Source organism: Oxalobacteraceae bacterium OTU3CAMAD1 (assembly GCA_024123915.1).
In the GTDB taxonomy this organism is placed as follows: domain Bacteria; phylum Pseudomonadota; class Gammaproteobacteria; order Burkholderiales; family Burkholderiaceae_D; genus Rugamonas.
On sequence record CP099650.1, the window covers coordinates 4,822,860 to 4,848,481 of the forward strand.

General features: G+C 65.0%; 21 protein-coding genes. 10 read left to right on the top strand and 11 right to left on the bottom strand.

Features of this window, described 5'->3' with window-relative positions; genetic code table 11:
• Positions 1–18: 18 nt before the first annotated feature.
• The 7 genes from NHH88_20560 (at position 19) to NHH88_20590 (ending at position 9,741) form a co-directional block, all read left to right on the top strand.
• Positions 19–747, top strand: a complete 729-nt coding sequence (locus NHH88_20560) for a type II secretion system GspH family protein (GenBank protein ID USX12082.1) — start codon at positions 19–21, stop codon at positions 745–747.
• The gene (locus tag NHH88_20565; protein USX17391.1) at positions 747–1,517 is read left to right on the top strand and encodes an ABC transporter permease; all 771 of its coding nucleotides are present in this window, start codon (positions 747–749) and stop codon (positions 1,515–1,517) included. Before NHH88_20560 ends, NHH88_20565 begins: the two co-directional genes overlap by 1 nt.
• Before the next feature lie 2 nt (positions 1,518–1,519).
• The gene (locus NHH88_20570) at positions 1,520–2,260 is read left to right on the top strand and encodes a hypothetical protein (protein USX12083.1); all 741 of its coding nucleotides are present in this window, start codon (positions 1,520–1,522) and stop codon (positions 2,258–2,260) included.
• 55 nt (positions 2,261–2,315) lie between these two features.
• Positions 2,316–2,888, top strand: coding sequence for a prepilin-type N-terminal cleavage/methylation domain-containing protein (locus NHH88_20575; protein ID USX12084.1), 573 nt, complete (start codon positions 2,316–2,318; stop codon positions 2,886–2,888).
• A 271-nt stretch (positions 2,889–3,159) separates the two neighbouring features.
• Positions 3,160–7,725: a response regulator gene (locus tag NHH88_20580; GenBank protein USX12085.1), complete on the top strand. Its 4,566-nt coding sequence runs from the start codon at positions 3,160–3,162 to the stop codon at positions 7,723–7,725.
• Entirely contained in the window at positions 7,722–8,639 is a 918-nt protein-coding gene (locus NHH88_20585; protein USX12086.1) for a diguanylate cyclase, read from the top strand. Before NHH88_20580 ends, NHH88_20585 begins: the two co-directional genes overlap by 4 nt.
• 88 nt (positions 8,640–8,727) lie before the next feature.
• Positions 8,728–9,741, top strand: a complete 1,014-nt coding sequence (locus NHH88_20590) for a DUF4892 domain-containing protein (GenBank protein USX12087.1) — start codon at positions 8,728–8,730, stop codon at positions 9,739–9,741.
• 721 nt (positions 9,742–10,462) lie between these two features.
• Here NHH88_20590 and NHH88_20595 read toward each other — a convergent pair.
• The 7 genes from NHH88_20595 to NHH88_20625 all read right to left on the bottom strand — a co-directional run bounded on the left by NHH88_20595 (position 10,463) and on the right by NHH88_20625 (position 17,188).
• A complete protein-coding gene (locus NHH88_20595; GenBank protein USX12088.1) occupies positions 10,463–10,837 on the bottom strand; it encodes a YajD family HNH nuclease in 375 nt (124 codons plus the stop codon).
• Between the two features lie 90 nt (positions 10,838–10,927).
• Positions 10,928–12,628, bottom strand: coding sequence for a hypothetical protein (locus NHH88_20600; GenBank protein ID USX12089.1), 1,701 nt, complete (start codon positions 12,626–12,628; stop codon positions 10,928–10,930).
• A 109-nt stretch (positions 12,629–12,737) separates the two neighbouring features.
• Positions 12,738–13,199, bottom strand: a complete 462-nt coding sequence (locus NHH88_20605) for a cupin domain-containing protein (protein ID USX12090.1) — start codon at positions 13,197–13,199, stop codon at positions 12,738–12,740.
• A 45-nt stretch (positions 13,200–13,244) separates the two neighbouring features.
• Positions 13,245–14,258, bottom strand: a complete 1,014-nt coding sequence (locus NHH88_20610; GenBank protein ID USX12091.1) for an alpha/beta hydrolase — start codon at positions 14,256–14,258, stop codon at positions 13,245–13,247.
• A 26-nt stretch (positions 14,259–14,284) separates the two neighbouring features.
• Complete coding sequence (locus tag NHH88_20615; GenBank protein ID USX12092.1) at positions 14,285–15,424, bottom strand: acyl-CoA dehydrogenase family protein; 1,140 nt, start codon at positions 15,422–15,424, stop codon at positions 14,285–14,287.
• Between the two features lie 9 nt (positions 15,425–15,433).
• A complete protein-coding gene (locus tag NHH88_20620; GenBank protein USX12093.1) occupies positions 15,434–16,624 on the bottom strand; it encodes an acyl-CoA dehydrogenase family protein in 1,191 nt (396 codons plus the stop codon).
• 111 nt (positions 16,625–16,735) lie between these two features.
• Positions 16,736–17,188, bottom strand: coding sequence for a helix-turn-helix transcriptional regulator (locus tag NHH88_20625; protein ID USX12094.1), 453 nt, complete (start codon positions 17,186–17,188; stop codon positions 16,736–16,738).
• Positions 17,189–17,305: 117 nt separating this feature from the next.
• Here NHH88_20625 and NHH88_20630 point away from each other — a divergent pair, with 117 nt between their 5' ends.
• On the top strand, positions 17,306–18,535 hold the full coding sequence (locus NHH88_20630; protein ID USX12095.1) for an MFS transporter: 1,230 nt from the start codon (positions 17,306–17,308) through the stop codon (positions 18,533–18,535).
• 56 nt (positions 18,536–18,591) lie between these two features.
• On the opposite strand, the gene NHH88_20635 is transcribed toward NHH88_20630, so the two are convergent.
• Positions 18,592–20,415, bottom strand: coding sequence for a glycoside hydrolase family 16 protein (locus NHH88_20635; protein USX12096.1), 1,824 nt, complete (start codon positions 20,413–20,415; stop codon positions 18,592–18,594).
• Positions 20,416–20,804: 389 nt separating this feature from the next.
• On the opposite strand from NHH88_20635, the gene NHH88_20640 reads away from it, so the two are divergent.
• Positions 20,805–21,230, top strand: coding sequence for a hypothetical protein (locus NHH88_20640; GenBank protein USX12097.1), 426 nt, complete (start codon positions 20,805–20,807; stop codon positions 21,228–21,230).
• Positions 21,231–21,238: 8 nt separating this feature from the next.
• A complete protein-coding gene (locus NHH88_20645) occupies positions 21,239–21,409 on the top strand; it encodes a hypothetical protein (protein USX12098.1) in 171 nt (56 codons plus the stop codon).
• 135 nt (positions 21,410–21,544) lie between these two features.
• Here the strand turns inward: NHH88_20645 and NHH88_20650 are convergent, their stop codons facing one another.
• The 3 genes from NHH88_20650 to NHH88_20660 form a co-directional block, all read right to left on the bottom strand.
• Positions 21,545–23,686, bottom strand: coding sequence for a gluconolaconase (locus NHH88_20650; GenBank protein USX12099.1), 2,142 nt, complete (start codon positions 23,684–23,686; stop codon positions 21,545–21,547).
• A 67-nt stretch (positions 23,687–23,753) separates the two neighbouring features.
• Positions 23,754–24,497 carry an SDR family NAD(P)-dependent oxidoreductase gene (locus NHH88_20655; GenBank protein USX12100.1) on the bottom strand — a complete coding sequence of 248 codons (744 nt, stop codon included), beginning with the start codon at positions 24,495–24,497 and terminating at the stop codon, positions 23,754–23,756.
• The gene (locus NHH88_20660; protein USX12101.1) at positions 24,494–25,549 is read right to left on the bottom strand and encodes a hypothetical protein; all 1,056 of its coding nucleotides are present in this window, start codon (positions 25,547–25,549) and stop codon (positions 24,494–24,496) included. Before NHH88_20660 ends, NHH88_20655 begins: the two co-directional genes overlap by 4 nt.
• Positions 25,550–25,622 lie beyond the last annotated feature (73 nt).

Below are 25,622 nucleotides of genomic sequence, written 5' to 3' on the forward strand. Positions count from 1 at the left end.
CCGCCGGTATCGACCAATATGACTTCTTACCCTTACATGCCTTCACGCCACCGACAATCCGGCTTTACCATCGTCGAAATCGCCATCGTCCTGCTGGTCGTCGGCCTGATGATCGGCGGCCTGGTGGCGCCGCTGTCGTCGCAACTGGAACAGCGCCGCGTCAGCGAGACGGTGCGCGCCATGGACGAGGCCAAGGAAGCGCTGATGGGCTACGCCCTGCGCAACGGCTACCTGCCCTGCCCGGCCATCTCGGCCGCCGACGGCCGCGAGGACCGCTCCGGCGCGGTCTGTAACAAGCGCTTCGGCTACCTGCCATGGGCGACCCTGGGCGTGGGCCGGCTCGACGGCTGGGGCCGGATATTGGCCTACAGCGTCACGCCGGCGTTCGCCGACAGCACCGCCTTCTTCACGCTCACGACCAAGCGCGACATCACCATCGCCACGCGCAGTACCAGCGGCGGCGGCGACCTCGTGCCGTCCACCGACGTCGACGATATTCCGGCGGCCATCATGTCGTTCGGGCGCAACGGCTACGGCGGCACCAGCGACCAGAACACCCGCATCCTCGACGCCGGCAGCAACAATATCGACGAAAAGACCAATCTGCAAAGCGGGGGCGTGGCGCTGATCAGCCGTCCGGCCAGCACCGATCCGCGCGGCGCCGGCGGCGAGTTCGACGATATCGTCATCTGGATTTCGCCCAACATCCTGTACAACCGCATGGTGGCGGCGCAAAAGTTGCCGTGATGCGCACTCTGGCCGCCCTCACCATCGCCCGCTACACCCTGCTCGAAGCGCTGCGCAACCGGCTGCTGTGGCTGCTGCTCGTGATGGCGCTGGGCGCGGTCGGCGTCAGCGGCTTCCTGAACGAGTTGGCGCTGACCGAAAGCCGCCAGTTGCAGGCCGCGCTGCTGGGCGCGGTGCTGCGGCTGGCGGCGGTGTTTTTGATCGCCACCTTCGTTGTCACCAGCATGGTGCGCGAAGCCAACGACAAGGGACTGGAACTCCTGATGGCGCTGCCGATGCCGCGCGCCGTCTACCTGCTGGGCAAGCTGGCCGGCTTCGCCGCGCTGGCCGTGCTGCCGGCCGTGCTGTTCGGCGCGCTGGCGCTGTTTTTCGCGCCGCCGGCGCAGGCGGCGCTGTGGGCCGTGTCGCTGCTGTGCGAATGCTGGATCGTCGCCGCCTTCAGCCTGTTGTGCATGCTGACCCTGAGCCAGGTACTGCCGGCGCTGGCCGCCGCCTTCGCCTTTTATGTGCTGGCGCGCGCCATCGGCACGCTGCAGTTGCTGGGCCACGGCGCCAGCGCGGCGCAAAGCGCCGGCCAGCAGGCGCTGACCACCGCCATCGACGGCGTGGCGCTGCTGCTGCCGCACCTGGACCGGTTTACCCGCAGCGACTGGCTGGTCTACCACGACGGCGGCGCCGCCGACCTGCTTGCCATCGGCGCGCAGACCGTCATTTATGTGGCGCTGATGGCCGCCGCCGGCTTGTTCGATCTTTACCGCAAGCGGATATGAGCATGCGCGCGCACGTCAAACCTTTCAGTGCGGTGCCGCGCGCGGTGCTCGCGCTGCTGGCGTTGACCCTGGTGCTGCAAATACTGTGGCAGGCCCTCGCCGCGCCGCCGCGCGCGCGGGCGCGGGATTTGCCGCCGGCGCCGTCGCTGGCGGCGTTGCGGCTGGCGGCGCTAGGCGAGCCGGTGGCGTTGTCCAAGTTGACCATGCTGTACGTGCAAGGCTTCGACGAGCAGGCCGGGCTGAGCATCGCCTGGCGCGATCTCGACTACGGCAAGGTCGCCCTGTGGCTGCAACGCGTGCTGGAGCTCGATCCGCGCGGCCAGTACCCGTTGCTGGCGGCCAGCGAGGTATATGGCGCGGTCGCCGATCCGGCGCGCGCCCGCGTCATGCTTGAATTCGTTTATGCCCGCTTTGACGAAGACCCGAACCGGCGCTGGCCATGGCTGGCGCACGCGGCGCTGGTGGCCAGGCACCGGCTGCACGACCTGCCGCTGGCGCGCCGCTACGCGCAGGCGATCCGGCTGCGCGCGACCGGTCCGCAAGTCCCGGCGTGGGCGCGCGAAATGGAAGTGTTCATCCTGGAAGACATGAATGAACTCGACAGCGCCCGCGCGCTGATCGGCGGCCTGTTGCGCGACGGTTTGATCACCGATCCGCACGAGCTGAAGTTTTTATCGGACCGGCTTGATCAACTGAATCGATCAAACGCTCCGAACCTGCGGGACGGTGGTCCCAAGCCATAAACCTTGCTGTAATATAGCATCAACAAATTGCTGCACTGAAGAAAGGAATCACCCCATGCGTACGCCCCCTGCCCCCCCTCTGCGCCAACGCGGCTTTACCCTGGTTGAAATCGCCATCGTGCTCGTCATCATCGGCCTGCTGCTGGGCGGCGTGTTGAAGGGACAGGGCCTGATCGACAGCGCCCGCGTCAAGAATATCATTCAGCAATCGACGTCGCTGACGGCCGCCGTCAACGCCTACCAGGACAAATTCCGCGCGCTGCCGGGTGACGATGTGCAAGGCACCAGCCATGCGCCCGGCGCCACCGGCAACGGCAACGGCGACGGCCAGATCGCCGAGTACCAACTGGCGCCGCAGCATCTGGCGCTGTCGGGCTTCATCACCGGCTCGTTCAACGGCACCACTGATTTCATGACCAGCGCCCAGGGCGGCGCGGTGTACATCTACAATGACGTGGTCGGGGGACGCGGCGGCAACGGCGTGCGGCTCGACAATCTGCCCGATTCGTTCGCCGAGCAGGTCGACAGCAAACTCGATGACGGCAAGTTCAACACCGGCTCGGTGCGCGCGACCGGACCGTACACCAACGACGGCAGCGTGATCCAGCGGACCGCGTTGTTCTTTTAGGTGGCTGTATTGGCGGCTCGGTGGCGGATTACGCGCTTCGCGCTAATCCGCCCTACGTGTCTTCGTGGTCAGTTGATTGCGCGGCCAAGGACATGTGATTCACCCTGGAGACACGTAGGGCGGATTAGCGCAGCGTAATCCGCCACGCGCCGCCTGCGGATTCTCCTCCAGTCCAGGACAAAACACTTTCTGAAACTGCCAGGCTCGGCTACTATCCTCCTGCCAGCCTGATATCAACCGGTTGCCGGGAGCCCTCCACGTGCCAGTGCCAGTGCCAGAAAGAAAACCCAGTCCCCCCCTGCCTTCGATCCGCTCGCAGATCGCGCTGCTCGTGCTGGCGTGCGCGTTGCCGGCGGCGGTGGGCTTCGGCGCCGTGGTGCGGCAGTTCTACAGCCGCGAACGCGCCACCCTGATGGAGGACACCCGCCAGGCCGCGCGCATGGTGGCCGCCGCCATCGACCGCGACCTGATCCAGAGCGAGGGCGCGGCCATGGCGCTGGCGACCTCGCCCAGCATCCGCGAAATCGACAAGGGCGGATTGCGGGTCCAGGCCGGTGGCCTGCTGGGGCCGCAATTTCCCGCATCGCAATTTTTATTGAGCGACGAGACCGGCGGCGTGGCCATGCACGTCGGCGCGCCGTTGCCGGACACCTTCAACCAGGTCAACAACAGCAAACGGCTGGCGCCGCTGTTCCACAGCGCCCGCCCGCAGCTGTCGATCATCTACGTCGCCGGCAGCGCGCTGCTGGCGGTCGACGTGCCGGTGTTCATCGACACCCACGTGGCGTACGCCATGACCGTCCTGCTCAAGCCGGACCGACTGACGGCCATCCTGCGCGACGAGAAAATCCAGCCGCACCAGTCGATGACCTTGTACGACGGCGACGGCACCATCGTGGCGCAGGCCGGCGGACCGCGCCAGGTGCTGGGCCAGCCGGCCGACGCCACCCTGCGCGCCCGGCTGCTGCAATCGTCCGACGCGCTGCTGGCGACCGAGGACACCGAGGGCACGCCGGTCTACCTGGGCTACAGCCGCTCGCCCGTCAGCGGCGCCACCGTCGCCATCGCCACGCCGCAGGCCAAGGCGCTGGAGGAACTGCTGCGCGCCGTCACCACCATCTCGCTGGCCATGGGGCTGGTGCTGCTGGCCGGCTTTTCGCTGGCGTGGTTCGTCGGCGGACGCATCGCGCGCTCGGTGCGCGATCTGGTCGGCCCGGCCGAGGCGCTGGCCAGCGGCGCGCCGTTCACCGTGCAACCGATGAGTTTTCGCGAGGCGCAGGCGGTGGCAGACGCCTTCCACGCGCTCGAGGGCGACCTGCGGGCCCACCGCCACGAACTGGAAAAGCTGGTCGACGAGCGCACCTCGCAACTGGAAAAGTCGCGCGCCCAGCTTGAAACACTGTACGCCACCGCCCCCGTCGGCCTGAGCTATGTCGACAGCGAGCTGCGGGTAATCCGCATCAACGACTACATGGCGGCGTTGAACGGACAAAAAGTGGTGGCCCACCTGGGCCGCCACCTCAGCGACATGATCACCGACACCAACGTGCGGCAAGGCGTGCTGGCCGACTACCGCACCGTACTCGACACGGGGCGGCCGCTGACCGGCATCGAGCGCTCCGGCTACACGGCGGCCAACCCCAAGCAACTGTCCCATTGGGTGCTGAGCTACTACCCGCAGTTCGACCAGGACGGCAAGATCAGCGCCATCACCAGCCTGCTGCTGGACGTGACCGACCAGAAGCGCGTGGCGGCCGAGCTGCTGCAGTCGCGCCAGCTGTTCAGCTCTGTCGTGGAGCACATGCCGGCGATGATCTTCCTCAAGCGTGCCTCCGATCTGCGCTACGATATGTTCAACCGCTACGGCGCCCTGTTGCTCGGCCACACCAGCGGCGAGCCGTTGATCGGCAAAAACGACTACGATTTCGTGCCGGCCGAGCAGGCCGAACTCTACGCCGCCGGCGACCGCGGCGTGCTGGCCTCGCCCCCCGGCGAGATCACCGAGATCGCCGAGGAGCCCATCACCACCGTCGGCGGCCAGACGCGCTACCTGACCACGCGCAAGGTGGCGCTGCGCGACGAGCACGGCGTGGCCACCCACGTGCTGGGCATCTCGCTCGACATCACCGAGCGCAAGCAGGCCAAGGAGGCGCTGCGCGCCACCATCGAGCGCCTGGGCGAAAGCGAACAGTTCGTGCGCACCGTGACCGACAACCTGCCCGGCATGGTGGCCTACTGGGACGCCGGCCTGTGCTGCCGGTTCGCCAACCGCTACTTCCTCGAGTGGTACCAGCTGAGCCTGGAGCAGATGATGGGCGCGCGCATGGCCGACGTGCTCGGCGAGCGGCAATACGCCGACAACGCGCCCTACGTGCAGGCCGCGCTCCAGGGCGAGCCGCAGGGCTTCGCCAGCGAGCTGACCTGGCCCTCCGGCCAGCTGAGCTACACCTGGGTCAACTACATCCCCGACATCGGCCAGTACGGCGAGGTGCGCGGCTTTTTCGTGCTGGTGTCGGACGTGACCGAACTGAAGGAAACCGAGCTGCACCTGCAGGAACTGAACGTCGAACTGGTGCTCGCGCGCGACCGCGCCGAGGCCGCCAGCCGCGCCAAGAGCGAGTTCCTGGCCAATATGAGCCACGAGATCCGCACGCCGATGAACGCCATCATCGGCCTGGCCCGGCTGCTGCAAGAGGCCGGGCTGGGGCCGCGCGAGCGCGGCTACCTGGACAAGATCCAGCTGGCCACGCAGTCGCTGCTGAGCCTGGTGAACGACGTACTGGACTTCTCGCGGGTCGAGGCCGGCCAGCTCGCGCTCGAGCACGCGAACTTCCAGCTCGAACAGATCCTCGACAGCATCAGCGTGCTCATCAGCGGCAGCGCATCCGACAAGGGCGTCGAGCTGGTGTTCGAGATCGACCCCAGCCTGCCCAACGAGCTGGCGGGCGACCCGATGCGGCTGCAGCAGGTCTTGCTCAATCTGCTGAGCAACGCCATCAAGTTCACCGCCGAGGGCGAGGTGGTGCTGTCGGTGCGGCGGGCCGCCACGGCGCGCCCGGACGAGCGCGCGCTGCTGATCGAGTTCCGCGTGCGCGACACTGGCGTCGGCATCCCCGCCGAGCAACAGGCCCACATCTTCGACGCCTTCTCGCAGGCCGACAGCAGCACCAGCCGCAAGTTCGGCGGCGTCGGGCTGGGGCTGGCGATCTGCCGCCAGCTGGCCGACATGATGGGCGGCGCGATCGAGGTGCGCAGCGAGGCCGGCCACGGCGCCGAGTTCCTGTTCTCCTGCCCGTTCGAATGCCTGGCCGCGCCGGCGGCGCCGGTTATCCCGGCGGCGGCGGCCGCGCTGTCGCTGCTGATCGTCGACGACAGCGCCAGCGTGCGCGCCGCGCTGCAAGCGGCCTGCGCCCACCTGGGCTGGAGCGCGGCCGTCGCCGCCGACGCCCCGGCGGCGCTGGCCATGCTGCACGAGAGCCATCGTATGGAGCGCCCCTACGGCCTGTTGTTGCTCGACCGCGACATGCCCGGCATGGACGGCCCGGCGCTGCTCCAGCACATCCACGCCAGCATGGCGCTGCCGTTGCCGCCGGTGCTGATGATGGTCACCGAACACCTGGCGGCGGCCGAGGCGCAGCACGCAGGCAGCCTGGGGCTGGCGGGCATCCTGTCCAAGCCGGTCACCCCGGCGCGGCTACTGGCGCGCGTCGCCGCGCTGCTGGGCGGCGACGCCGGCGGCCCGGCGGATGGAACGGAGGCGGCCTCGCCGCTGCACGGCCGGCTGGCCGGCATGCGCATCCTGCTGGTCGAGGACAACGAGATCAACCAGGAAGTGGCGCAGTACATCCTTCTGCACGCCGGCGCCACCGTCGACGTGCGAAGCAACGGCCAGTTGGCGGTGGACTTGCTGACGGCCGAACCGGACCGCTACGACGTGGTGCTGATGGATGTGCAAATGCCGGTGCTTAACGGCTATGACGCCACGGCGGCGTTGCGCGCGGCCGGCCTGAGCTTGCCGGTGGTGGCCATGACCGCCAACGTCATGGAGGACGACCGCCGCCGCGCCCAGGCCGCCGGCATGGACGCCCACGTCGCCAAGCCGATCGATGTGGAGGACCTGATCGCCGTGCTCACCGGCCTGGTGCCATCGGCGGCGCCGGGCGGGGTAGAGGCAGCCGGCGCGACGCCATCGCCACCGGCCACGGCTGTCACGGCCGATCCGGCGCCCGCCACGGCCGCCCGCCCCGACACCGCCCTGCCCGGCATCGACGTCGACGCCGCGCTGGCCCGCCTTGGCGGCGACCGCGGAGCGCTGGCGGCGCTGCTGCGCCGCTTCGAACAATCCCAGGGCGGCACAGTGGACGAGGTGCGCGCGCTGCTGGCCGACGGCCAGCCCCAGCAGGCGGCGCAGGCGCTGCACCGGCTGCGCGGCGTCGCCTCCAACCTCGGCGCCGGCGATGTCGCCCGGCTGAGTGCGCTTGTCGAAACCGCCCTCCACCAGGGCGGCGAGGCCGACAGTGGCGGGCTCGACACGGCGCTGGACCAGCTGGCGACCGCGCTGGACGTGGTCACCGCCTCGATACGGGGGATGGCGGCGGCGAACCAGGATATGCCGGTTGGCAACACCGATGCGTCCGATTTACCGCAAAAGCTGGCGGAGCTGCAAAGTTTGCTTCAGAATAACAACCTGAAGGCCTTGGAGCACTTCCGGGAGCTGCGGCCCGCCCTCGCAGCGACGGCGCAATCGGGCGCCTTGGCGGAAGCAGTTGAAACACTTGATTTCAGCACTGCGGCTAAACTGGTGGAGAATATGTTGCAGCGAAAGGAAAGTGCATGAGTTGGACCGACCTGGCCAGGAATGGGCGCATCCTCGTGGTGGACGACGCCATGGAGAACATCCAGATCCTGCACCATGCGCTGCGCGACGAACATGAGGTGCTGTTCGCGCTCGACGGCGAAAAGGCGCTCGACATCGCGCTGGCCCAGCAACCGGACCTGATCCTGCTCGACGCCGTCATGCCCGGCATGGACGGCTACGCCGTCTGCGGCGCGCTGCGCGCCTCGCCCCGGTTGCAGGACATCCCGATCATCTTCGTCACCGCCCTCAGCCAGCCCGAGGACGAGACCCGCGCGCTCGAGGCCGGCGCCGTCGACTTCATCAGCAAGCCGTTCAACGTGGCCGTGGTGCGCGCGCGCGTGCGCAGCCAGCTGACCATCAAGCGCCAGGCCGACGCCATGCGCGAGCTGAGCCTGACCGACGGCCTGACCGGCGTGGCCAACCGCCGCCACTTCAACGACACCATCGACGCCGAATGGCGCCGCTGCGCGCGCGCCGGCCTGCCGCTGTCGGTGATCATGATCGACATCGACCACTTCAAGCTCTACAACGACCACTACGGTCACCAGGCCGGCGACGCCTGCCTGCAGCAAATCAGCGCGGCGATGAAGGGGTGCGCCTCGCGGCCGCAGGATTTGCTGGCCCGCTACGGCGGCGAGGAATTCATCCTGTTGCTGCCGCAGGAAGGCGCCGAGGGTACGCAGGTGGTCGCCAGCCGCATCATCGACGTGGTGCGCAAGCTCAATCTGGCGCACGCGGCCTCGCCGACGGCGCCCTACGTGTCGATCAGCATGGGCCTGGCGACAGCGGTGCCGCCGCTCGACAGCCAGGACGCCAGCGCCGTGGTGCGCGCCGCCGACGCCCGGCTGTACGTCGCCAAGCAAAACGGCCGCAACCGCTACTTCGCCGACTGACGTGCCGCACGGTAGGATCGATATATTGATCTTATTGCAATTCACCCCTAGAATCGGACTGATCATTCATTCTTGACAAGGGACCCACGTGCGCACGCCTCGACTTCTCGCCTTCACGCTTTTCACCGGCATCGCCGCCCTTGCCCCCTTCGCCCACGGCCAGATGCCGGCGCAGGACACGGTCAAAGGCGCCCAGGACCACCCTTTGCTGTCGCGCTTTGAAGGCTCCAAGCTGGTCGGTTACGGCGTCAAGGAATTCGACGAAGTCATGCTCCCGGCCGGCAAGCGTATCGCCAACAAGGACGGCAAGGCCGCGTTCGAAAGCGCGTTGCAGCTCGAAGGCAAATACACCCGCATCGCCTACAACTATCCGAAAGAGCGCTCGTCGCTGGAAGTCATGCGCAACTACCAGGCCGCGCTCGACAAGGCCGGGCTGAAGGTGCTTTTTAGCTGCGTCAAGGAAGCTTGCGGCGGCGACTTCGGCCAGTTCTTCCTGGACAAGCGCGTCGGCGACAACTTCATCAAGGGCCCGGAAGCGAACTGGTCGCCGTTCAACAACGGCCGCAACGACAGCCGCTACCTGCTCGCCAAGGGTACGCGGCCGGATGGCGCGCTGGTCCACGTCGGCGTGTACGTGGTCTCGCCGGTGCAGGACAAGAACGGCGGCGTGTATCTGGAGATCGTCGAAGCCAAGGCCATGGAGGGCGGCAAGGTCTCCGCCAGCCTGAACGCGGCAGATATGGCCAAAGGCATCGCCGCCGAGGGCAAGGTCGCTGTGTACGGCGTCTACTTCGACACCGACAAGGCCGACGTCAAGCCGGACTCGAAAGCGGCGCTGGCCGAGATGGCCAAGCTGTTGCAGCAAGATGCCAAGCTAAAGGTGTACGTGGTGGGCCATACCGACAACCAGGGCGGGCTGTCGCACAACGTCGAGCTGTCGCAAAAGCGCGCCGAATCGGTGGTCAAGGCCTTGGCAGCGGACTACAAGATCGACGCCAAGCGCCTAAGCGCCAAAGGCGTCGCCTCGTACTCGCCGGTAGCCTCGAACGACGCCGACGCCGGCCGCGAAAAAAACCGCCGCGTCGAGCTGGTGAAACAATAACTCAATCCAAAACACGGGCCGCGCGCAAAAGGCCACAGACCGCCCAAATACCGTAGAGACACGTATGACGGTCGGCTCTCGCCTGTGCGGCCATACCTCAAGCGAGACTAGGGAAAATAACCGGTACTGCATACAACCCCAACATGTTATTGAGCGAATGGGCTGTGTACGATGCCCAGAACGCCGGGAGGTACCCCCATGGCCGCATTATCACATAGCTTAAACTGAATAGACCGCCTACAACTGACGCCCCTATGCCATGGCCGACTCCGCCATTTATATAATGACCGAGTCCAAAAACAATCGCGCCGAGGATTATGCAAGCTACTTCATTGAGGCCTACGCGTTTCGCCAGCTCTATAGGAAATAGTTGAGCCATTAGGGTTTCCCCGAAAGGGAATATCAAAACCCCATAAAAAAACAGAGCCACAGGACCAAGACTGGAAAGATGTGCCGCAGCCGAAGGCCCGAGAACTTCAGGAGAAGATAGAATCAGCATCAGGCTGACAACAACGGTTCCTGACACGGCGCTCGTTATCCCAATGAGAGACCCTACGAAAACCGCGAAACGATACGGTTGAGAGTCGACCTGGGAAGCAGGCCATCGCTTCGAAAAAATCAGGTTGTAGGCGCTCATGCAAGATGCCTCTCTAAAGTTACGGCTGCTATCAGGTCTGTGGGGTGAACAGCAACCTATTTACGCCGTGGCACCAGCCAAATTTTATTCTTTCTTTTTCATCAGACCAGCCAATGAGGCAAACGGATTATGCGTTGCCGGCGCGACCTCGGCCGATTTCAAACTAAGTCCCCGGTCGGCCTCAAGATAACGCGAGTGTTCGTTATCGTGGCAGTAAAGGCACAGCAGTTCCCAGTTGCTGCCATCAGGCGGATTGTTGTCGTGATTGTGGTCACGATGGTGCACAGTAAGTTGCGACACATTGGCATGCGTGAATTCGCGCATGCAGCGCCCACACACCCACGGATACATTTTCAGCGAGCGCTCGCGATAGCCCAGCTCGCGCTGGTCGGCAGCACGCCGTGCGTCCGCCACAATTTTGTCCAGCCGCGCAGCGTCCGGTTTTTTCCCAACGGTCATGCTTATTTCCTTCCTAGCTGTTACGTGTTGCCGCCAACGCGGCTACTTGGTTCCTATGAGCAAGGATATCATGTTGCCGAAGTGAAAGGCTCAGCGGTCGCCGACCGTCCATGACTTGAAGCCGTGAGGCGCCGGATTTTCCCCGCGCATCGCCGTCAGCAACTCATCCTGCGGCACGCCCTTTTCCAACCTGGCCAGCCAGGTTGCCGCCCAAGCGGCGTTCTCGGGATTCCGTCCGTCTCTTACCAGCGTATTAAATGCCTGATAGGAGTCGGAGGCCTCGCCCAACCACGCGTGGGCCAGCGCGGCCATGCGCGTAAATGCAGGGACGTCGTAACCATGACGCCAGACATTGATCGCCCGGGCCACGTCTTTCTCGGTCGGCGCCGCGCCGAGAAGCTCGACGCGGAACAGCGCATACGATATCTCGGGCGCGTCCGGCTCAAGGACGGCGGCTTGGGACAAGCTGGCCCGTGCCGACGCCAGCAAATCCTGCTTGTTCGAGCCCGTACCTTCCGCCAGCCTCGCATATGCCAGCCCGGACAGATAATGGACCTCGGGATTGTAGGGATCGTTCTCGCCGGCCCGCGCCAGATACTCGAGAGCCGCGCGCGGATCGCCCCAGTCGATCTCGGCCCGGCTCAATGTCATCTGGGCAAAATCGACGGCGGGCGCCTTCGCTGCTGTCCCCCTCAAACGCGCCAGCAGCTTTTTGCCCTGGGGCGGCCTGGGGCAAGTCTTCAGCACGGCGTTGTCGAGTACGAACTCGCCCTCGATACGGCTCAAACGGGTCAAATCGATGTGGGCCTTGGGCAGCGTGGGCACATCGACCCGGAGGATGTTCAAAGACGCTTGCCGGTATCGCCACATTGCCACGTCGAGATCGCGACCCGAAAGGCCGAACAGGTCTGTGAACGCATCGGCGGAATCGCTGCCGCCGTTGACTGCCTCTAGATACTTCGCCATTTTGTCTCGATTGGACTCCGACGAGAGCATGTAGTGCATGAGATTGAAGGAGCGGCCCATGAATTCCCATCGTTCAAAGTACTCGGGACTTTGGGCCGCGATAGGCTTGGCCGTTGGTTGATAACGTAGCACTTCGTCGAACGACAGACGTATTCTCTCCCGGCCGTCGTCGATACTCTGCAACAGATTGTATGAGGTACCCGCATCGCGCCCTATCGCCATTTGCGTATCGGTAAAGCGCACGCCGCCGAAATACGCTGCGAAGCCTGTTATGAACCACGCAGGCCCCCGAATGCGGGTGTGGCGATACAAGAAATTTTCGGCATATAGCCACAGGCTGTGCATCAGCGTGTAATCGTCTTCGGCGTGGAGCAGCGACGCGTTATCCAGCTTCCAACTCTTCCCCACACCGTAAAGAAACCCTTGTGTCGCAGATACACAGCTATTGACCATGCCAAGGGCGGCAGCAGGATTTTCGTCGATTTCGGGCGGCCAGCTCACGCGCCCCTGGAAATACAACGTCAGCTTGGGCATTGTTTCTTGCCCCTGCATGAAGGGCTTAAGGTACAAGCGCAGCAGATAATCGAGCCGTTCCAGATTCTTGACCAGCTCGATGACTTCATCCGGGTCGTCGTCCGAATAGACGATCATATGCTGACTCTCGATCCGGAACCATGCCGACGGATCGCGCACGCCTTTAATCACAACGGTGGCTGGATCGCGCTTCCCCTTGACGACCACCTTTTGTGGGTCCTTTGCGGACGCGCCGACGGGGATAAGCGTGGCTGCCATGAGCAGTGGCAAGACGTACTTGGCAATAGTCATAGCAATGGAATCGCTTATTTGATGGACTAAGTTGCCACAATAACAGTTGTACTATCGACGGAAATACACACATTCTCACCAACCGCTCGATCAACGCGTGGTAGCGCTGCTAGTACGGACTGGACGCGGGCTGGCCAGCAAAGTCGGTCCATAGGTCGTCCGGCAGCGATCGATCTCGCAAACAAATCCGATCGTGCTCCGGGTAGGTGATTTGATCGACCGGTGCGCGGGTTCCGACGACCAGGCAACGCGTCTCAGAAGCGCTCCGATTCTCCCGATAGTGTCCGACCTGCACTCCGGCTTTGAAAGTAGCGGCGCAACCGGCATGCATGAGCGTTTCGGACGTGCCCTCGATTACGGTGATTTCACCGGCAAGCACATAAACCATCTCGTCTTCCGAGCTGTGCCAGTGCTTGATCGAGGACCTGCAGCCAGGCTGAAGGACTTCAATGAAGGCGCCAAACTGCGTAAGTTCTCCGGCCTCGCTGATCCAAAGCGTTTGATTCGGCGCGGCGCAACCCTCTACAGCGCTAACCTCGCGAATCAGTTGATCCGTCGTGAAGACAGGCATTAGTGACCTCCCTCGATAGTGCGTATGCGTGAATGACTGGCCCCACTACTCCGCCTTCCGCGAGAACCGCTTCGCTTGCCGCGACGGCATCTGCGCGTTCAAAAACGCCACCGTCACATCCACGGTCGGCTGCAACCACGGATCGAACAGCCAGAACGAATGCGGCGTATCCGGCAGCAGCACCACCTTGCTCGGCACGCGCAGCTGCGTCATCTTCTCAACCATCTCCTCCCGGCCGACCGCGAAGCGCGGCTGCGCGCTGCCGATGAACAGCATCGGCGGCATGCTCGAATTCACATACTGGATCGGCGACGCCTCGCGCCACAACGCCGCCTTCTCCGCATACCGTCCGCCGAACCAGTACCCGGCCGCCGACACAGGCTTCTTCGGATCGTCCTCGTTCACCCGCGCCGCCTCCGACGTAAAATCGGACAGGCCATCGATATTCACCACCGCCTGCACCGCGCTGGACACATCGCTGATCGCCGCGCCCGGGTCGAACTGGTTCATATGCCCGGTCACGCCGGCCAGGCTGGCGATCTGCCCGCCGGCCGAACCACCCGCCAGCGCGATCCGCCGGGGATCGAGCCCATACTCGCCCGCGTGCTCGCGCACCCAGCGCACCGCCGCGCGCACATCGTGCACCGCCGCCGGATACATCGCCTCCCCCGCCAGCCGGTAGGTGACGGTGACCGATGCATAGCCATTGCGCGCCAGCCGCAACGCCATCGGCACGAACTCCGAGCGAAAACCGGAACGCCATCCGCCGCCATGGACGAACACCACCACCGGCAAATCCTGCTTGGCGTTCGTCGGCAAATACATATCCAGCTTCAGGCAATGCGTACCGTATTGAATATAGGTCTGGTCGGCCACCACCCGCACGTCGGCCGGCACCGCCGCGCTGGCGATGCGGATCGCCGGATAATTGGGCGCCAGCTTCTCGTACGTGTACTGCGCGTCATAGGTGTTGGTGGGGTCCCGCGTCGGCTCCACGCAGTCCTCGGCGGCGTGGACGGGGCCATGCATCAGCAGCGCGGCGCATGCGGCCGCAAACATTGGAACAACCAAGCGAACGGCCCGCATCATGAATGCTGCCCGAAGCCGCGTTGCGCGATAAACCGTTCCAGGTGATGATCGACATCGCCAAGCGTCGCCTCGATCGTCGTCAAACGTTTGAAGTGATGCGCCGCTGGCAGTTCGTCGGTGACGCCCATGCCGCCGTGCAGTTGCACCGACTGCTGGCCGATGAATTTGGCCGCGTGCCCGATGCGCACCTTGGCCGCCGACACCACGCGGCGCCGCTTCTCGATATCGCCGCAGGACATGCGCGCCGCCGCCAGCATCGCCATCGAACGCGCCTGCTCCAGGTGGATGTACATGTCGGCCATGCGGTGCTGCACCGCCTGGAAGCTGCCGATCGGGGTGCCGAACTGCTTGCGCGTCTTCATATACTCCAAGGTGGCGGCGAACAGCGCGTCCATCACGCCCAGCGCCTCGGCGCACAGCAAGGTGGTGCCGTAGTCGGCCGCCTCGTCGAGCATTTCGCAACCGCCGCCCAATTTGCTTAGCAGCGCCGATGCCGGCACCGACACATGGCTGAATTGGACCGTGGCCGCTCGCAGGCCGTCGATGGTGCGGTAGTCGCGCACCGTCACGCCGGGCGTGTCGGCCCGCACCACGAACAGGCTGATGCCGTTGGCGTCGCGCTGGGCGCCGGCGCTGCGGGCAGAGACGATCAAGGCGTCCGCCTGGCCGCCGTGGAGCACCACCGTCTTGGTGCCGTCGATGCGATAACCTTCGCCGTTGATGCCGGCGATGGTCTTGATGTCGGCCAGGTCGTGGCGCGATTGTTTTTCACCCAGCGCGCAGGCCAGTTTCAGTTCGCCCTTGGCGACATCCTCCAGCAGGCGATGCTGGTTGCCTGCCAGCGCCAGGAAGCGCGCGCCCCACACGGTGGAAAAGTACGGCTCGACCACCAGGCCGCGCCCGAGCTCCTGCATCACCACCAGCATGTCGACGGCATTGCCATCGAAGCCGCCCTGCGCCTCCGGCACGGGCAAGGCCAGCATGCCCAATTCGGTCAGCGTGTTCCAGGCGACGTCCGAGACGCCCGTCGCCGAGTGCACGATGCGCTTGCGCACATCGAAACCGTAATCCTTGTCGATCCAGCGACGCAGGGCATCGGCGAACTGCAACTGCTCTTCTTTAAAATTGAAATCCATGCCGTTCCCTCACAGTCCCAGGATCATCTGGGTGATGATGTTCTTCTGTATCTCGTTGCTGCCGCCGTAGATCGACGTCTTGCGGAAATTGAAGTAGTAGGCCGCCAGCGGCGCTGCGGCGTCGTCGCCGGTGACTGCATGGTCGGACCGGCCCTCCAGGTAATCGGTGTCGAAGGCGAAGGCGTCCGGCCCCAGCGCTTCGACCATCAACTCGGTCAGCATCTGCTGAATTTCGGTGCCGCGCACCTTCAGCAGCGACGCCTCCGGCCCCGGCGTGTGCGATTCGCGCGTGATCACGCGCAGCACCGTCGTCTCCAGCGCCATCAACTCGATCTCCAGGTTTGCCACTTTGGCGGCGAACACCGGGTCCTGCAGCAGCGGCTTGCCGTGCTTGAAGTGCTCGGACGCGATCTTTTTCAGGAACAGCAGCTCGCGCTTGGAGCGGCCGACGGCGGCGATGCCGGTGCGCTCGTGGCCCAGCAGATATTTGGCGTAGGTCCAGCCCTTGTTTTCCTGGCCGATCAGGTTTTGCACCGGCACCTTGACGTTGTCGAAGAAGACTTCGTTCACCTCGTGGTCCTCGTCGAGCATGATGATCGGGCGCACGGTGATGCCCGGCGAGTCCATGTCGATCAGCAGGAAGGAGATGCCCTCCTGCTTGCGCACCGTGCTGTCGGTACGCACCAGGCAGAAGATCATGTCGGCGTGCTGCGCCAGGGTGGTCCAGGTTTTCTGGCCGTTGACGATGTAGTGGTCGCCCACGCGCTCGGCGGTGGTCTTGAGCGACGCCAGGTCGGAGCCGGAGCCGGGTTCGGAGTAACCCTGGCACCACCAGTCCTCGCAATTGAGGATGCGCGGCAGGTAGTAGGCTTTTTGCGCGTCGTTACCGAAGGCCATGATGACCGGCGCCACCATGTTGACGCCGAACGGCAGGATCGGCGGCGTGCCGGCGCGGCCGCACTCCTCTTCCCAGATGTGGCGCTGCGTCTGCGTCCAGCCGGGGCCGCCGTATTCGACCGGCCACGACGGCGCGGCCCAGCCCTGGTTGGCGACGATCTGGTGCCAGCGCACGTAATCGCGGCGTCCCAGGCGGAGATGGTTGCGCACCTTCTTTTGCAAGTCGGCCGGGAGGTTGGCGTCGAGGAAAGCCCGCACCATGTCGCGGAAAGCCAAGTCCGCCGCCGTGTAATTCAAATCCATGCTGTCTCCATGTGGTTCGCCGCTGAAAAGCACGACCGTTCAAATAATTCTACCCCAATATGCAACGCACACGCGTGCATTTACATAGGGCGACAGAATCGGCGGCTTTGTTCACTTTACCGTGATTTTCTTCACCTGGGTGTGGGCGGGCTTTAACACATGCCCGGCGTGATCGTGCGGCAGCATCGGCGCGACCGCCTTGCCGCTGGCTTTTTCGACCAGTAGCGAGTGCGGCTCGCCGCTGGCGAACAGATGGCGCTCGCCCCACTGGCGCAGCGCCACCACCACCGGGAACAGGCTTTCCCCCTTGGGCGTGAGCACGTATTGCTGATACGACGTGCCGTCCGAAGCTGGCTCTACCGTCAGCACACCCTGCTCCACCAGCGCGCTCAGGCGGTCGGACAGGATGTTCTTCGCCACGCCGAGATTGCGCTGGAAATCGCTGAAGCGGCTGATGCCGTCGAAGGCGTCGCGCACGATCAGCATCGACCAGCGGTCGCCGACCAGGTCGAGCGAGCGGGCCACCGGACAGGCGTCATCCTGCATCGACTTACGTTTTGCCATGGGCATGTCCTCGAAATCATTGGTTGCATTTTAAAACTAGAATGACTAGACTTCAACTGGTTTTGATTTGCAACCAGTTTCGAGGTCATCATGCATTCCCATTCGATATCCGGCGCCATGTCCCGTCCTTTGGTCACCTTGTTCGCGTGCGCAAGCGGGCTCAGCGTCGCCAACGTCTACTACGCCCAGCCGCTGCTCGACGCGCTGGCCGCCGATTTCGCCATAGGCCGGGCCGCCATCGGCGGGGTCATCACCGTCACGCAGGTCGGCAGCGTGCTCGCCCTGCTGTTGCTGGTGCCGCTGGGCGACCTGCTGCCGCGACGGCGTCTGATGCTGGCGCAATTGCTGGCGTTGACGGCCGCCCTCGCCGGTGTCAGCCTGGCGTCGAACGCCGCCGCGCTGATGATGGGCATGCTGGCGGTCGGCATGCTGGGCACCGCGATGACGCAAGGCCTGATCGCCTACGCCGCCAGCGCCTCGGCCGAGTCGGAGCGCGGCCGCGTGGTCGGCGCCGCGCAAGGCGGGGTGGTGGCCGGCCTGCTGCTGGCGCGCGCGCTGGCCGGACTGATCGCCGACATCGCCGGCTGGCGCGCCGTCTACGCCAGTTCGGCGCTGGCCATGATCGCGATGGCGGCGCTGTTGTGGCGCACGCTACCCGTGCTGCCCGCGACGGTGCGGCCCCTGCCCTACCCTGAGTTGATCGCCTCGATGATCACGCTGCTGCGGAGCGACCGCGTGCTGCGGGTGCGCGGCACGATCGCCATGCTGATGTTCGCGGCGTTCGGCATCCTGTGGAGCGCGTTGGTGCTACCGCTCAGCGCGCCGCCGTACAACTATTCGCATACGGCCATCGGGGCCTTCGGGCTGGTGGGTCTGGCCGGCACACTGGCGGCTTCGCGCGCGGGACGGTGGGCGGATCGCGGCTGGGCGCAAAAGACCAGCGCCGGCGGCTTACTGTTGTTATTGCTGTCGTGGTTGCCGCTCGGTCTGTTCGGCGTAAGCAGCGGGACGCTAGCCATGGCGGCGCTGATCGTCGGCATCCTGGCGCTGGACCTCGGCGTGCAGGCGCTACAGGTAACAAATCAGAGCATGATTTTCCGTGCCAGTTCGGAAGCCCACAGCCGGCTGGTGGGCTGCTACATGCTGTTCTACGCGGTGGGCAGCGGCAGCGGCGCGATCTCCGCGACATCGATGTACGAGGTGGCCGGCTGGACCGGTGTGTGTGTACTGGGTGGCGCCGTCAGCGCGGCGGCGCTGCTGTTCTGGGCCGCTACATTGCGCAAACCGCAGTGCAAACCGCCGAGTCCCAAACTGCGGGGTCAGGTCCGACATTCGGACACGAACTGAACGACATACCTGCTGTGCTCGTGTCTGAATGTCGTACCTGACCCCCGGGGTTTTATTTACTTCATCGTGTACGTTTGGGGCGCTGTGTCGACCGCGTAGTTGTTGGCGGTGTCCCAGTACGTGAAGCTGTAGCGGACCACGTCGCCGATCTTCAGGCCGCTGGCCGTGTAGCTGTTGACACCACCACTTTGCGCCATGCGCACATTCATCTGGCCGCCGCCGTTGACGGTGTAGTGCACGTCCGCCCAGGCCGTGGAGTTCCACGCGAACTTCAACATCGTGGCGCTGGTCTGGCTGACGGCCGGCGTTGGCGTTGGCGTCGGTGTCGGCGTTGGCGTCGGCGTTGGTGTCGGGGTCGGCGTTGGTGTCGGAGTTGGTGTCGGCGTAGGCGTTGGCGTCGGGGTTGGCACGCCGGTATCCCAGATGATGTCGTCGATCGCCATCTGGAAGGCGGCCGTCGGCAAGGCTGTGGCATCGCTGGCGATCTGGAACACGTCCGCGACCGATTGCAGCGCGACCAGCGGGCCGGCCAGGTCGGCCACCGGGATGGTGGCGGTGCCCCAGTCGCCATTGCGCACCAGGCCGTACGTGGTGGCGTTGGCCGGGAACTTGACCGAGTGCTGGTTGGTGTAGGTGTCGCCGATGCCGATCGTGAAGGCGACATTGGCCGGGATCTTGATCTTCAGCTTGACGGTGCCGTTACGGAAGTTGCTCAGGTCGCGGACGGCGGGCGATTGCACGCTGCCGCCGAACCATTGCCCCGGCGTGTTGTAACTCCACGACATCGAGTTGCTGCCCTCATACGGCGGCAAGTTGCCGGCCGAGACCGAGGCGTTGTTCCACACGAAAATGTCGGACGTGGTGCCGGCCACCAGCTTGTTGTTGACCACGGTGTTGTCGGTGAACACGCCGAACTTGCCCACTTCCGGCACCGTCTGGTTGCCGAGCTTGACGGTGCCCTTGCCGTCGAGCTGGTAGACGCGCACGTAGTCGACGTACATGGTGCCCGGCAGCGGCGCGGTCACCTGGGCCGGCGTGGCGGCGTCGGTGAAGTTGCCGCCGACCGCCAGGTTGAACAGCAGGTAGAACGGCGCCTGCAGCGCGGTCGAGTTGACCGGCAGCGGGCCGCTGTACATATCGTGTTCGACACCGTTGTCGACCACCGTGAAACGCATCTGCGACTCGGTCCAGTAGAAGCGGTAGACGACGAAGCGATTCGCCAGCGATTGGCCCGGCACGTACCAGCTCTTGGTCTGCCACGCGGTCGAGGCGGCGCAACTTTCGTTGCCCGGCACGCAGGCGGCCTGCTGCCAGGTGATCACGTTGGAGGCGGTGAAGTTGTCGATGCCCGGCGTCGGCGAGGCGCCGGCGCGGCTGCTGGCCTTGTGGCCCATTTCCATGATGTCGATCTCGCCCTTGCGCGGCCACACCTGCGGGCTGGTGCCCAGCATCCACGCGGCCGGCCACAGGCCGATGCCCAGCGGCGGCGTGGCGATGCGCGTTTCGATCATGCCGTACTGCACCTGCACCTTGTTGGCCGAGTCGATTTTGCCGGAGGTGAAGACGTTGCTGCCAACGGTCTGATTCTGCGCCTTGATCGCCAGCGCCCGCGTGGCGGACTCGAACGGCACGTTGACGATGGAGAGATTGTTGGGGCTGTAGTACTCCAGCTCCTGGTTGCCGTAGCCGCACAAGCCGATCTGGCAGCCGTTGCCGTCGTAGGTGTTCCACAGGCTCGTGTTCAGCGTCGGGCCGTTGAATTCCTCGGACCACAACAAGGTGCCGATGACGGGACTGGTAACACTGGCCGACACCGGCGCGCCGTACGCCAGCACGATGCTGGTGGCGACGGCGGACAGAACGAATTTCGGTTTATTCACAATGACTCCTCGTATCGATACTTCCTCAAATTCGAACCGGACGACGATCCGGCCCGCTCCATGCCGACACGGTCGGTGTCGGCGCTTGCGTTGCGGCGAGAGGGAAAGGACGCTGCGTCGCGCTCAAAAAAAAACGGACGCACGGGCGCCTTCGCTACGAGGCGTTTTGCTAGTCACTACAGTCCCCTTGCCGGTCCGGATCACTGTCCGGACACTATTTCTGGATAGATTTGGAAACGATTCCAATTCCTGCGGAAAATATATTCCGATAAACATTTTTTGTCAACGCCAATGCGCAAACGTGCGCCGGATGACACGCGTCAAACGCGCGGCGGCGGCGCGCCCTTATGCTGGCGGCTGAGATCAATCTGACAAGAGCGGAGAATGTGATGTCCGATTTCCACCGGTATTTCAAGGAGAACATGGAAGCCCTCGGGCTGCCGGCGCCGGACAGTCTGTTCGGCACGCTGCAGAGCAGCCTGACCACGGTCACGGTGCTGTTGGCGAGCATCGACAAGTTCGGCAAGACGGTCACCGTGGCCGAGCTCATCGCGGCTGGCACGCGGCTGGAAAAGCTGGGGATGATCGGCACGCTGTCGGCCGCGTTTTACGCCGGCGCGTGCATCGGCAGTTTGGCCGTGGCCACGGGACGCACGCTGTCGGACGGCGCCACCGTTGCCGACGTTTTGCTCTATGCGCGTACGCACCATCTACATCGTCCGTGGCTGGCGGCCGAACTTTATCGCGCACCTGGGATCTACCGACCGAAGGTGGCCGGCAAAGCCACGCACAAGTACGCGGCCATTCAGAGGTGAGCGATATCATGAGAGACGATCTGATACTGATATTGACCGCGCTGGTGTGCGCCGGCTTCGCGTGGGCGTTCTGGCATTATCTGGGCGAGCAGGCGCTGGGCGCATTGACAGTGATCGCGCTGATCGCGCTGGCGGCCGACAACTATCGCCTGCGGCGTCGCCTGCGCGGCAAACCCTGATGCGGGACCACTAAAACACGTAGGGCGGATTAGCGAAGCGTAATCGGCCATGCATGCGCCGCCGATAACGCATGCATGGCCGATTACGGCGTTCCGCCTAATCCGCCCTACGTGTTTTAGAATTTATCAGCGTCGCTACTCGACCGTGATGGCCAGGTCGCGGCCTTTTACCGCCGCGTTGCCGGCGTAGTCCTCCGCGGTGATGCGCAACGTGTACTTGCCCGGATCGAGCGCGCCCACCTTCCACGCGCCCGGCGTCAGCTTGCCGTGCATGAGCGAATTGTTGATCGCGTACGCGAACCGCGTCTCCGCATTGCCGTGCACGGTGATCCCGCTGCCCTCCATATACGCCAGCTTGACCGCCTCCCGATTACGCGGAATCCTGTCGTACAACTGCGTGATCACCGGCTGCTCCATACCAGGAATGGCCTCCCCTTCCGCGTTCAGCAACTGGTAACCAAGTTTATACAACCCCAGCCGCCGGCGCGCCTGCACGCCATTCATCTGATCGAACGCATCCACGACAATCTGCACCTCGCCCAAGCTGCGCCGCACCAGCAACCGCCCGCCGGCCACCTCCTTGAGCCGCTTGCCGCCGGCGTCACTCAACGTCACGCTCTGGATCTTGGGCGCGATGGTGTCCTCCAGATCGATAAACGGCAGGCTTAGCGGATTGAGCGCGTCGCCGTTCGGCATGTAGTCGAGATGCACATGCGCCATCCGATTTACGGTACCCAGCGTCTCGCCAACAACAAACCGCGTGCCGCGCTTGACGCGCACCGCATCGGGCGCGCCCTTCTCATCCTTCAACACCTGAAAACGCGGATCGATCACCTTGTCGCGTCCATCGCGGCCCACGCGCATGTGAATATATTGCAGGCCATTGAACGCGATGCCCTCCGACAGCTCGCCATAACCCCACGTCGCGCGCGGGTCGGTGACCTTGCCCGCCGTGACCGCCAATACCGGCGCGCCGATGGACGCCTGCACATCCAGCCCGGAGTGGAAATGGTGACGGCTCTCGCCGTTGAAATCACCGCGCACCTCGCCCATCAATCCAACCACATCATGCCGCTTGTCCTGCGGCTTAACCGGCCACAGCATGGTGGCGCCATGCGACGGCTCGGCCGGCGCCGGCTCGGCCGGCGGCGCCGTCTGGCCCGCCACCGCCGCGCCCACGTGATGCAATCGATACGTGGCCCCGTCCGTCACGAACAACGAACCGTCCTTGGCCACCACGATGCCGCGCGGCGCATACAGGCGCACTGTGCCGTCGGGGCCGTAGCCCGGCTCGGCCGTGCGATCGACATCGGTCAGCGCCAGCACCTCGCCGGCCGGCGTGATCTGCGCCAGCCGGCCATGCGAATTACTGCCCACATACAGATAACCGTCCGCCGTCAGCGCCACGGCCACCGGCGAGCGCAGCAGCGAGGCGCGCTCGCCCTCCTTCGCCTCGGCGACGGTGGTGACGACGCCGTTTTTATCCAGCTTGCGAATCGCGTTGTTGCCGGTGTCGGCGATGTAGAGATCGCCGTTGACGCCGACCACCAGCCCCGTTGGCAAGTCGAACAAGGCCTGCGCCGCAGGACCGTCGGCCTTGCCTGCGCGGCCGCCGCCGGCGATGGTGGTGACGTCGCCGTTGGGCGCGATGCGACGGATACGGTCGTTATAAGTATCGGTCACGTACACCACGCCGTCGTCGCCGACGGCTACACCGATCGGACCGTTGAAGCGCGCCGCCGCGCCCCGGCCATCCTTGTCGCCCGCCAGGCCGTCGCCGGCCAGGGTCGCTACCTTGCCGTCCGGCGTGATCTTGCGGATCGCGTTGTTGCCGGTGTCTGCGACGTACAGGTTGCCTGCCCAGTCCATCGCCAGGCCGGAAGGCGTGTTGAAGGAGGCCGCCTTGCCGAGTCCCTCCGCGTAACCCTCGGCCGCCCCGGCCATGGTGGTGCTAACGCCGTCCAGCCCGATCTTGCGGATGCTGTTGTTGTCGCCGCCATCGGCCACGTACAAATTGCCGGCCTCGTCGAGCACCACGCCGAACGGATCGGCGAAGCGGGTGCGGCGTCCGCTGCCGTTGCTCATGCCCGGCAAGCCGTCCCCGGCGATGGTGGTGACGCGCGCGCTCCACTGGCGCTGCGTGCCTTTGGTGGCGGCCACGGCCGCCTCGCCCTTGTCCGCCGACGGCTGCACCAGTACATAGGCGACGCCGCCTCCGATGGCCGCGCCACCGAGCACCAGCGCGGCCAGAATTAATTTCAATTGAGTTGGAGACACGTTACCCTATCCGACGAGACTTGATTGATTCCATGTTATTGCATTCGTGCATCTTTTGACAGCACATTCATTTCTTGCGCAGGCGCTTCAGCGCCAGCGGCAGCAGGTTGAACAACCGCACCAGCGCATGCATTTGCCACGGGAAGACGTAGCGTTCGTCGCGCCGGGCGACGGCGGCGGCGATGCGTCGGACGGCCTCGTCCTCGGGCATCAGGAAGGGCTTGCCGCTGGCGTCGCCGCCATTCAACTCGCGCAGGCGGGCGGTATCGACGTATCCGGGCACGATGACCGTCACCGCGATGCCGAACGGCGCCAGCGCCTTGCGGTAGGCCTCGCAGATGGCGATGGCCGCGCGCTTGCTGGCGCTGTAGACGGAGCCGCCCGGATAGTCGCGCTGCAAGCCGGCGATCGAGGCGACGGCGACCAGGTGGCCCTGTCCGCGCGCCATCATCGCCCCGGCGCCCGCGCTGAAGGCGTGATCAAGGCCGCCGACATTCACCCGCAACACCGGCAACGTCGCTGCGGGATCGCGCGCGATGGCCGCCGCGTCGGTGTACTGCCCGGCGGTGACGATCAACAAATCCAGGCCACTGGCCGCGAAGCCGGCCACCACCGCCGCCACCTGCACGCGGTCGGCGATATCGCATGCATGCACAGCGACGCGGCCGTCCCGCATCAGCGGCAAACCCGCGACCTTGTCCGGATGGCGCCCACAGACGGCCACGCGCGCGCCCTGCCCCGCATAGTGCCGCGCCAACCCGAGGCCGATGCCGCTGGTGCCGCCGATGATCATCACGTTTTGAACAGTCATCGCGTCGCCTCGTTAAGCCTGCTACTGTTGCGCATCGTCGGACGGCCACCCTGCGCCGCCAACGCATAAGCCTCCCGCGCGCGCTGATAGCCGTAATCCCACAGCGCGTCGGCATCGGCTACATAACGCTCGTAGCTGACCGGAGGAACCAGCCTGACGCGGTTGCCGCGCCAGTCCACCCGCTTGCGCACGCCGCGCCCTTGCATGACGCGCCGGACATCGGAGGTATCCACCCACACATCGACCGGCTGCGCGTGCACGTGGCGCAGCCGCCGGTTGCCATCTAAGCCGAAGACGGTCCGCAAGGCGGGAGCGGCCAGCAACTCGTCGTAGGCTTCCTTCATCTCCATGGTGACGTGATGCGCCAGGCCGCGCGCCAGCTCGACCGGGAACAGGTCGATCACGCCGCCCGTGTAGTCGGCGCCACGCGCGTTCTGGCAGCGGAAGTACACCATGTCGGCGATGGAGATGCGGGCGGCGTCGGCCACCGGCATGGCGGTATCGACGAGCAAATCCGGCTTGACGGCGTCCGTCCAGCCCTCAGCGCCTATCGCCGAGGGCAAGCCCTCGGCCAACGCGGCGGCACGTTCGCCGCAAAACAGCGCAACGCTGTAGATGTGGCGGCCGTCGCGACGCCGCCCGGTTTCGTGCGATCCGAACAGCAGCTTGCCGCCGATGATGGCCAGCGCCGGGCCGTTCATGGCGCCAGCCGGCGGCAGCGGCAACGCCGGCAACTCAAACAGATAGTCGTTGAACAGATCGGGCAGCCGCTCGGCGCGCCCAGCTTGAAGACGCCGCCGCGCCACATCGAGCAGCGCGCGAAACGGCGTGGCGCGGTCGCTGGAGCGCATGTCGCCGAGGAACTCGTACATTGGCCGCGAAAGAAGCCACGCCTTGCGCGAGGCCGTATCGGGTAAGCCGGCGATGATGGCGCCTGCGACCGCGCCGCCGCAGGTGGCCAGCAGCAGGTCCGGCTCCCGGCCGGCATCGATGGCCGCCGCATGCATGCCAAGGTAATAGCCGAAGCGGAACCCGCCGCCGGCCAGCACCATGCAGCGTTCGTATTTTGGGTATCGCTCAGCTCGCGTCATGCGTGACATAATGCACAATTACATAGTTATTAAC

What these genes read in the sequence shown, in the direction of transcription:
- NHH88_20560 (USX12082.1), top strand. Translation starts at nt 19, where the DNA reads ATGACTTCTTACCCTTACATGCCTTCACGCCACCGACAATCCGGCTTT.
- NHH88_20565 (USX17391.1), top strand. Translation starts at nt 747, where the DNA reads ATGCGCACTCTGGCCGCCCTCACCATCGCCCGCTACACCCTGCTCGAA.
- NHH88_20570 (USX12083.1), top strand. Translation starts at nt 1,520, where the DNA reads ATGCGCGCGCACGTCAAACCTTTCAGTGCGGTGCCGCGCGCGGTGCTC.
- NHH88_20575 (USX12084.1), top strand. Translation starts at nt 2,316, where the DNA reads ATGCGTACGCCCCCTGCCCCCCCTCTGCGCCAACGCGGCTTTACCCTG.
- NHH88_20585 (USX12086.1), top strand. Translation starts at nt 7,722, where the DNA reads ATGAGTTGGACCGACCTGGCCAGGAATGGGCGCATCCTCGTGGTGGAC.
- NHH88_20595 (USX12088.1), bottom strand. Translation starts at nt 10,837, where the DNA reads ATGACCGTTGGGAAAAAACCGGACGCTGCGCGGCTGGACAAAATTGTG.
- NHH88_20600 (USX12089.1), bottom strand. Translation starts at nt 12,628, where the DNA reads ATGACTATTGCCAAGTACGTCTTGCCACTGCTCATGGCAGCCACGCTT.
- NHH88_20605 (USX12090.1), bottom strand. Translation starts at nt 13,199, where the DNA reads ATGCCTGTCTTCACGACGGATCAACTGATTCGCGAGGTTAGCGCTGTA.
- NHH88_20610 (USX12091.1), bottom strand. Translation starts at nt 14,258, where the DNA reads ATGTTTGCGGCCGCATGCGCCGCGCTGCTGATGCATGGCCCCGTCCAC.
- NHH88_20615 (USX12092.1), bottom strand. Translation starts at nt 15,424, where the DNA reads ATGGATTTCAATTTTAAAGAAGAGCAGTTGCAGTTCGCCGATGCCCTG.
- NHH88_20620 (USX12093.1), bottom strand. Translation starts at nt 16,624, where the DNA reads ATGGATTTGAATTACACGGCGGCGGACTTGGCTTTCCGCGACATGGTG.
- NHH88_20625 (USX12094.1), bottom strand. Translation starts at nt 17,188, where the DNA reads ATGGCAAAACGTAAGTCGATGCAGGATGACGCCTGTCCGGTGGCCCGC.
- NHH88_20630 (USX12095.1), top strand. Translation starts at nt 17,306, where the DNA reads ATGTCCCGTCCTTTGGTCACCTTGTTCGCGTGCGCAAGCGGGCTCAGC.
- NHH88_20640 (USX12097.1), top strand. Translation starts at nt 20,805, where the DNA reads ATGTCCGATTTCCACCGGTATTTCAAGGAGAACATGGAAGCCCTCGGG.
- NHH88_20645 (USX12098.1), top strand. Translation starts at nt 21,239, where the DNA reads ATGAGAGACGATCTGATACTGATATTGACCGCGCTGGTGTGCGCCGGC.
- NHH88_20655 (USX12100.1), bottom strand. Translation starts at nt 24,497, where the DNA reads ATGACTGTTCAAAACGTGATGATCATCGGCGGCACCAGCGGCATCGGC.
- NHH88_20660 (USX12101.1), bottom strand. Translation starts at nt 25,549, where the DNA reads ATGGTGCTGGCCGGCGGCGGGTTCCGCTTCGGCTATTACCTTGGCATG.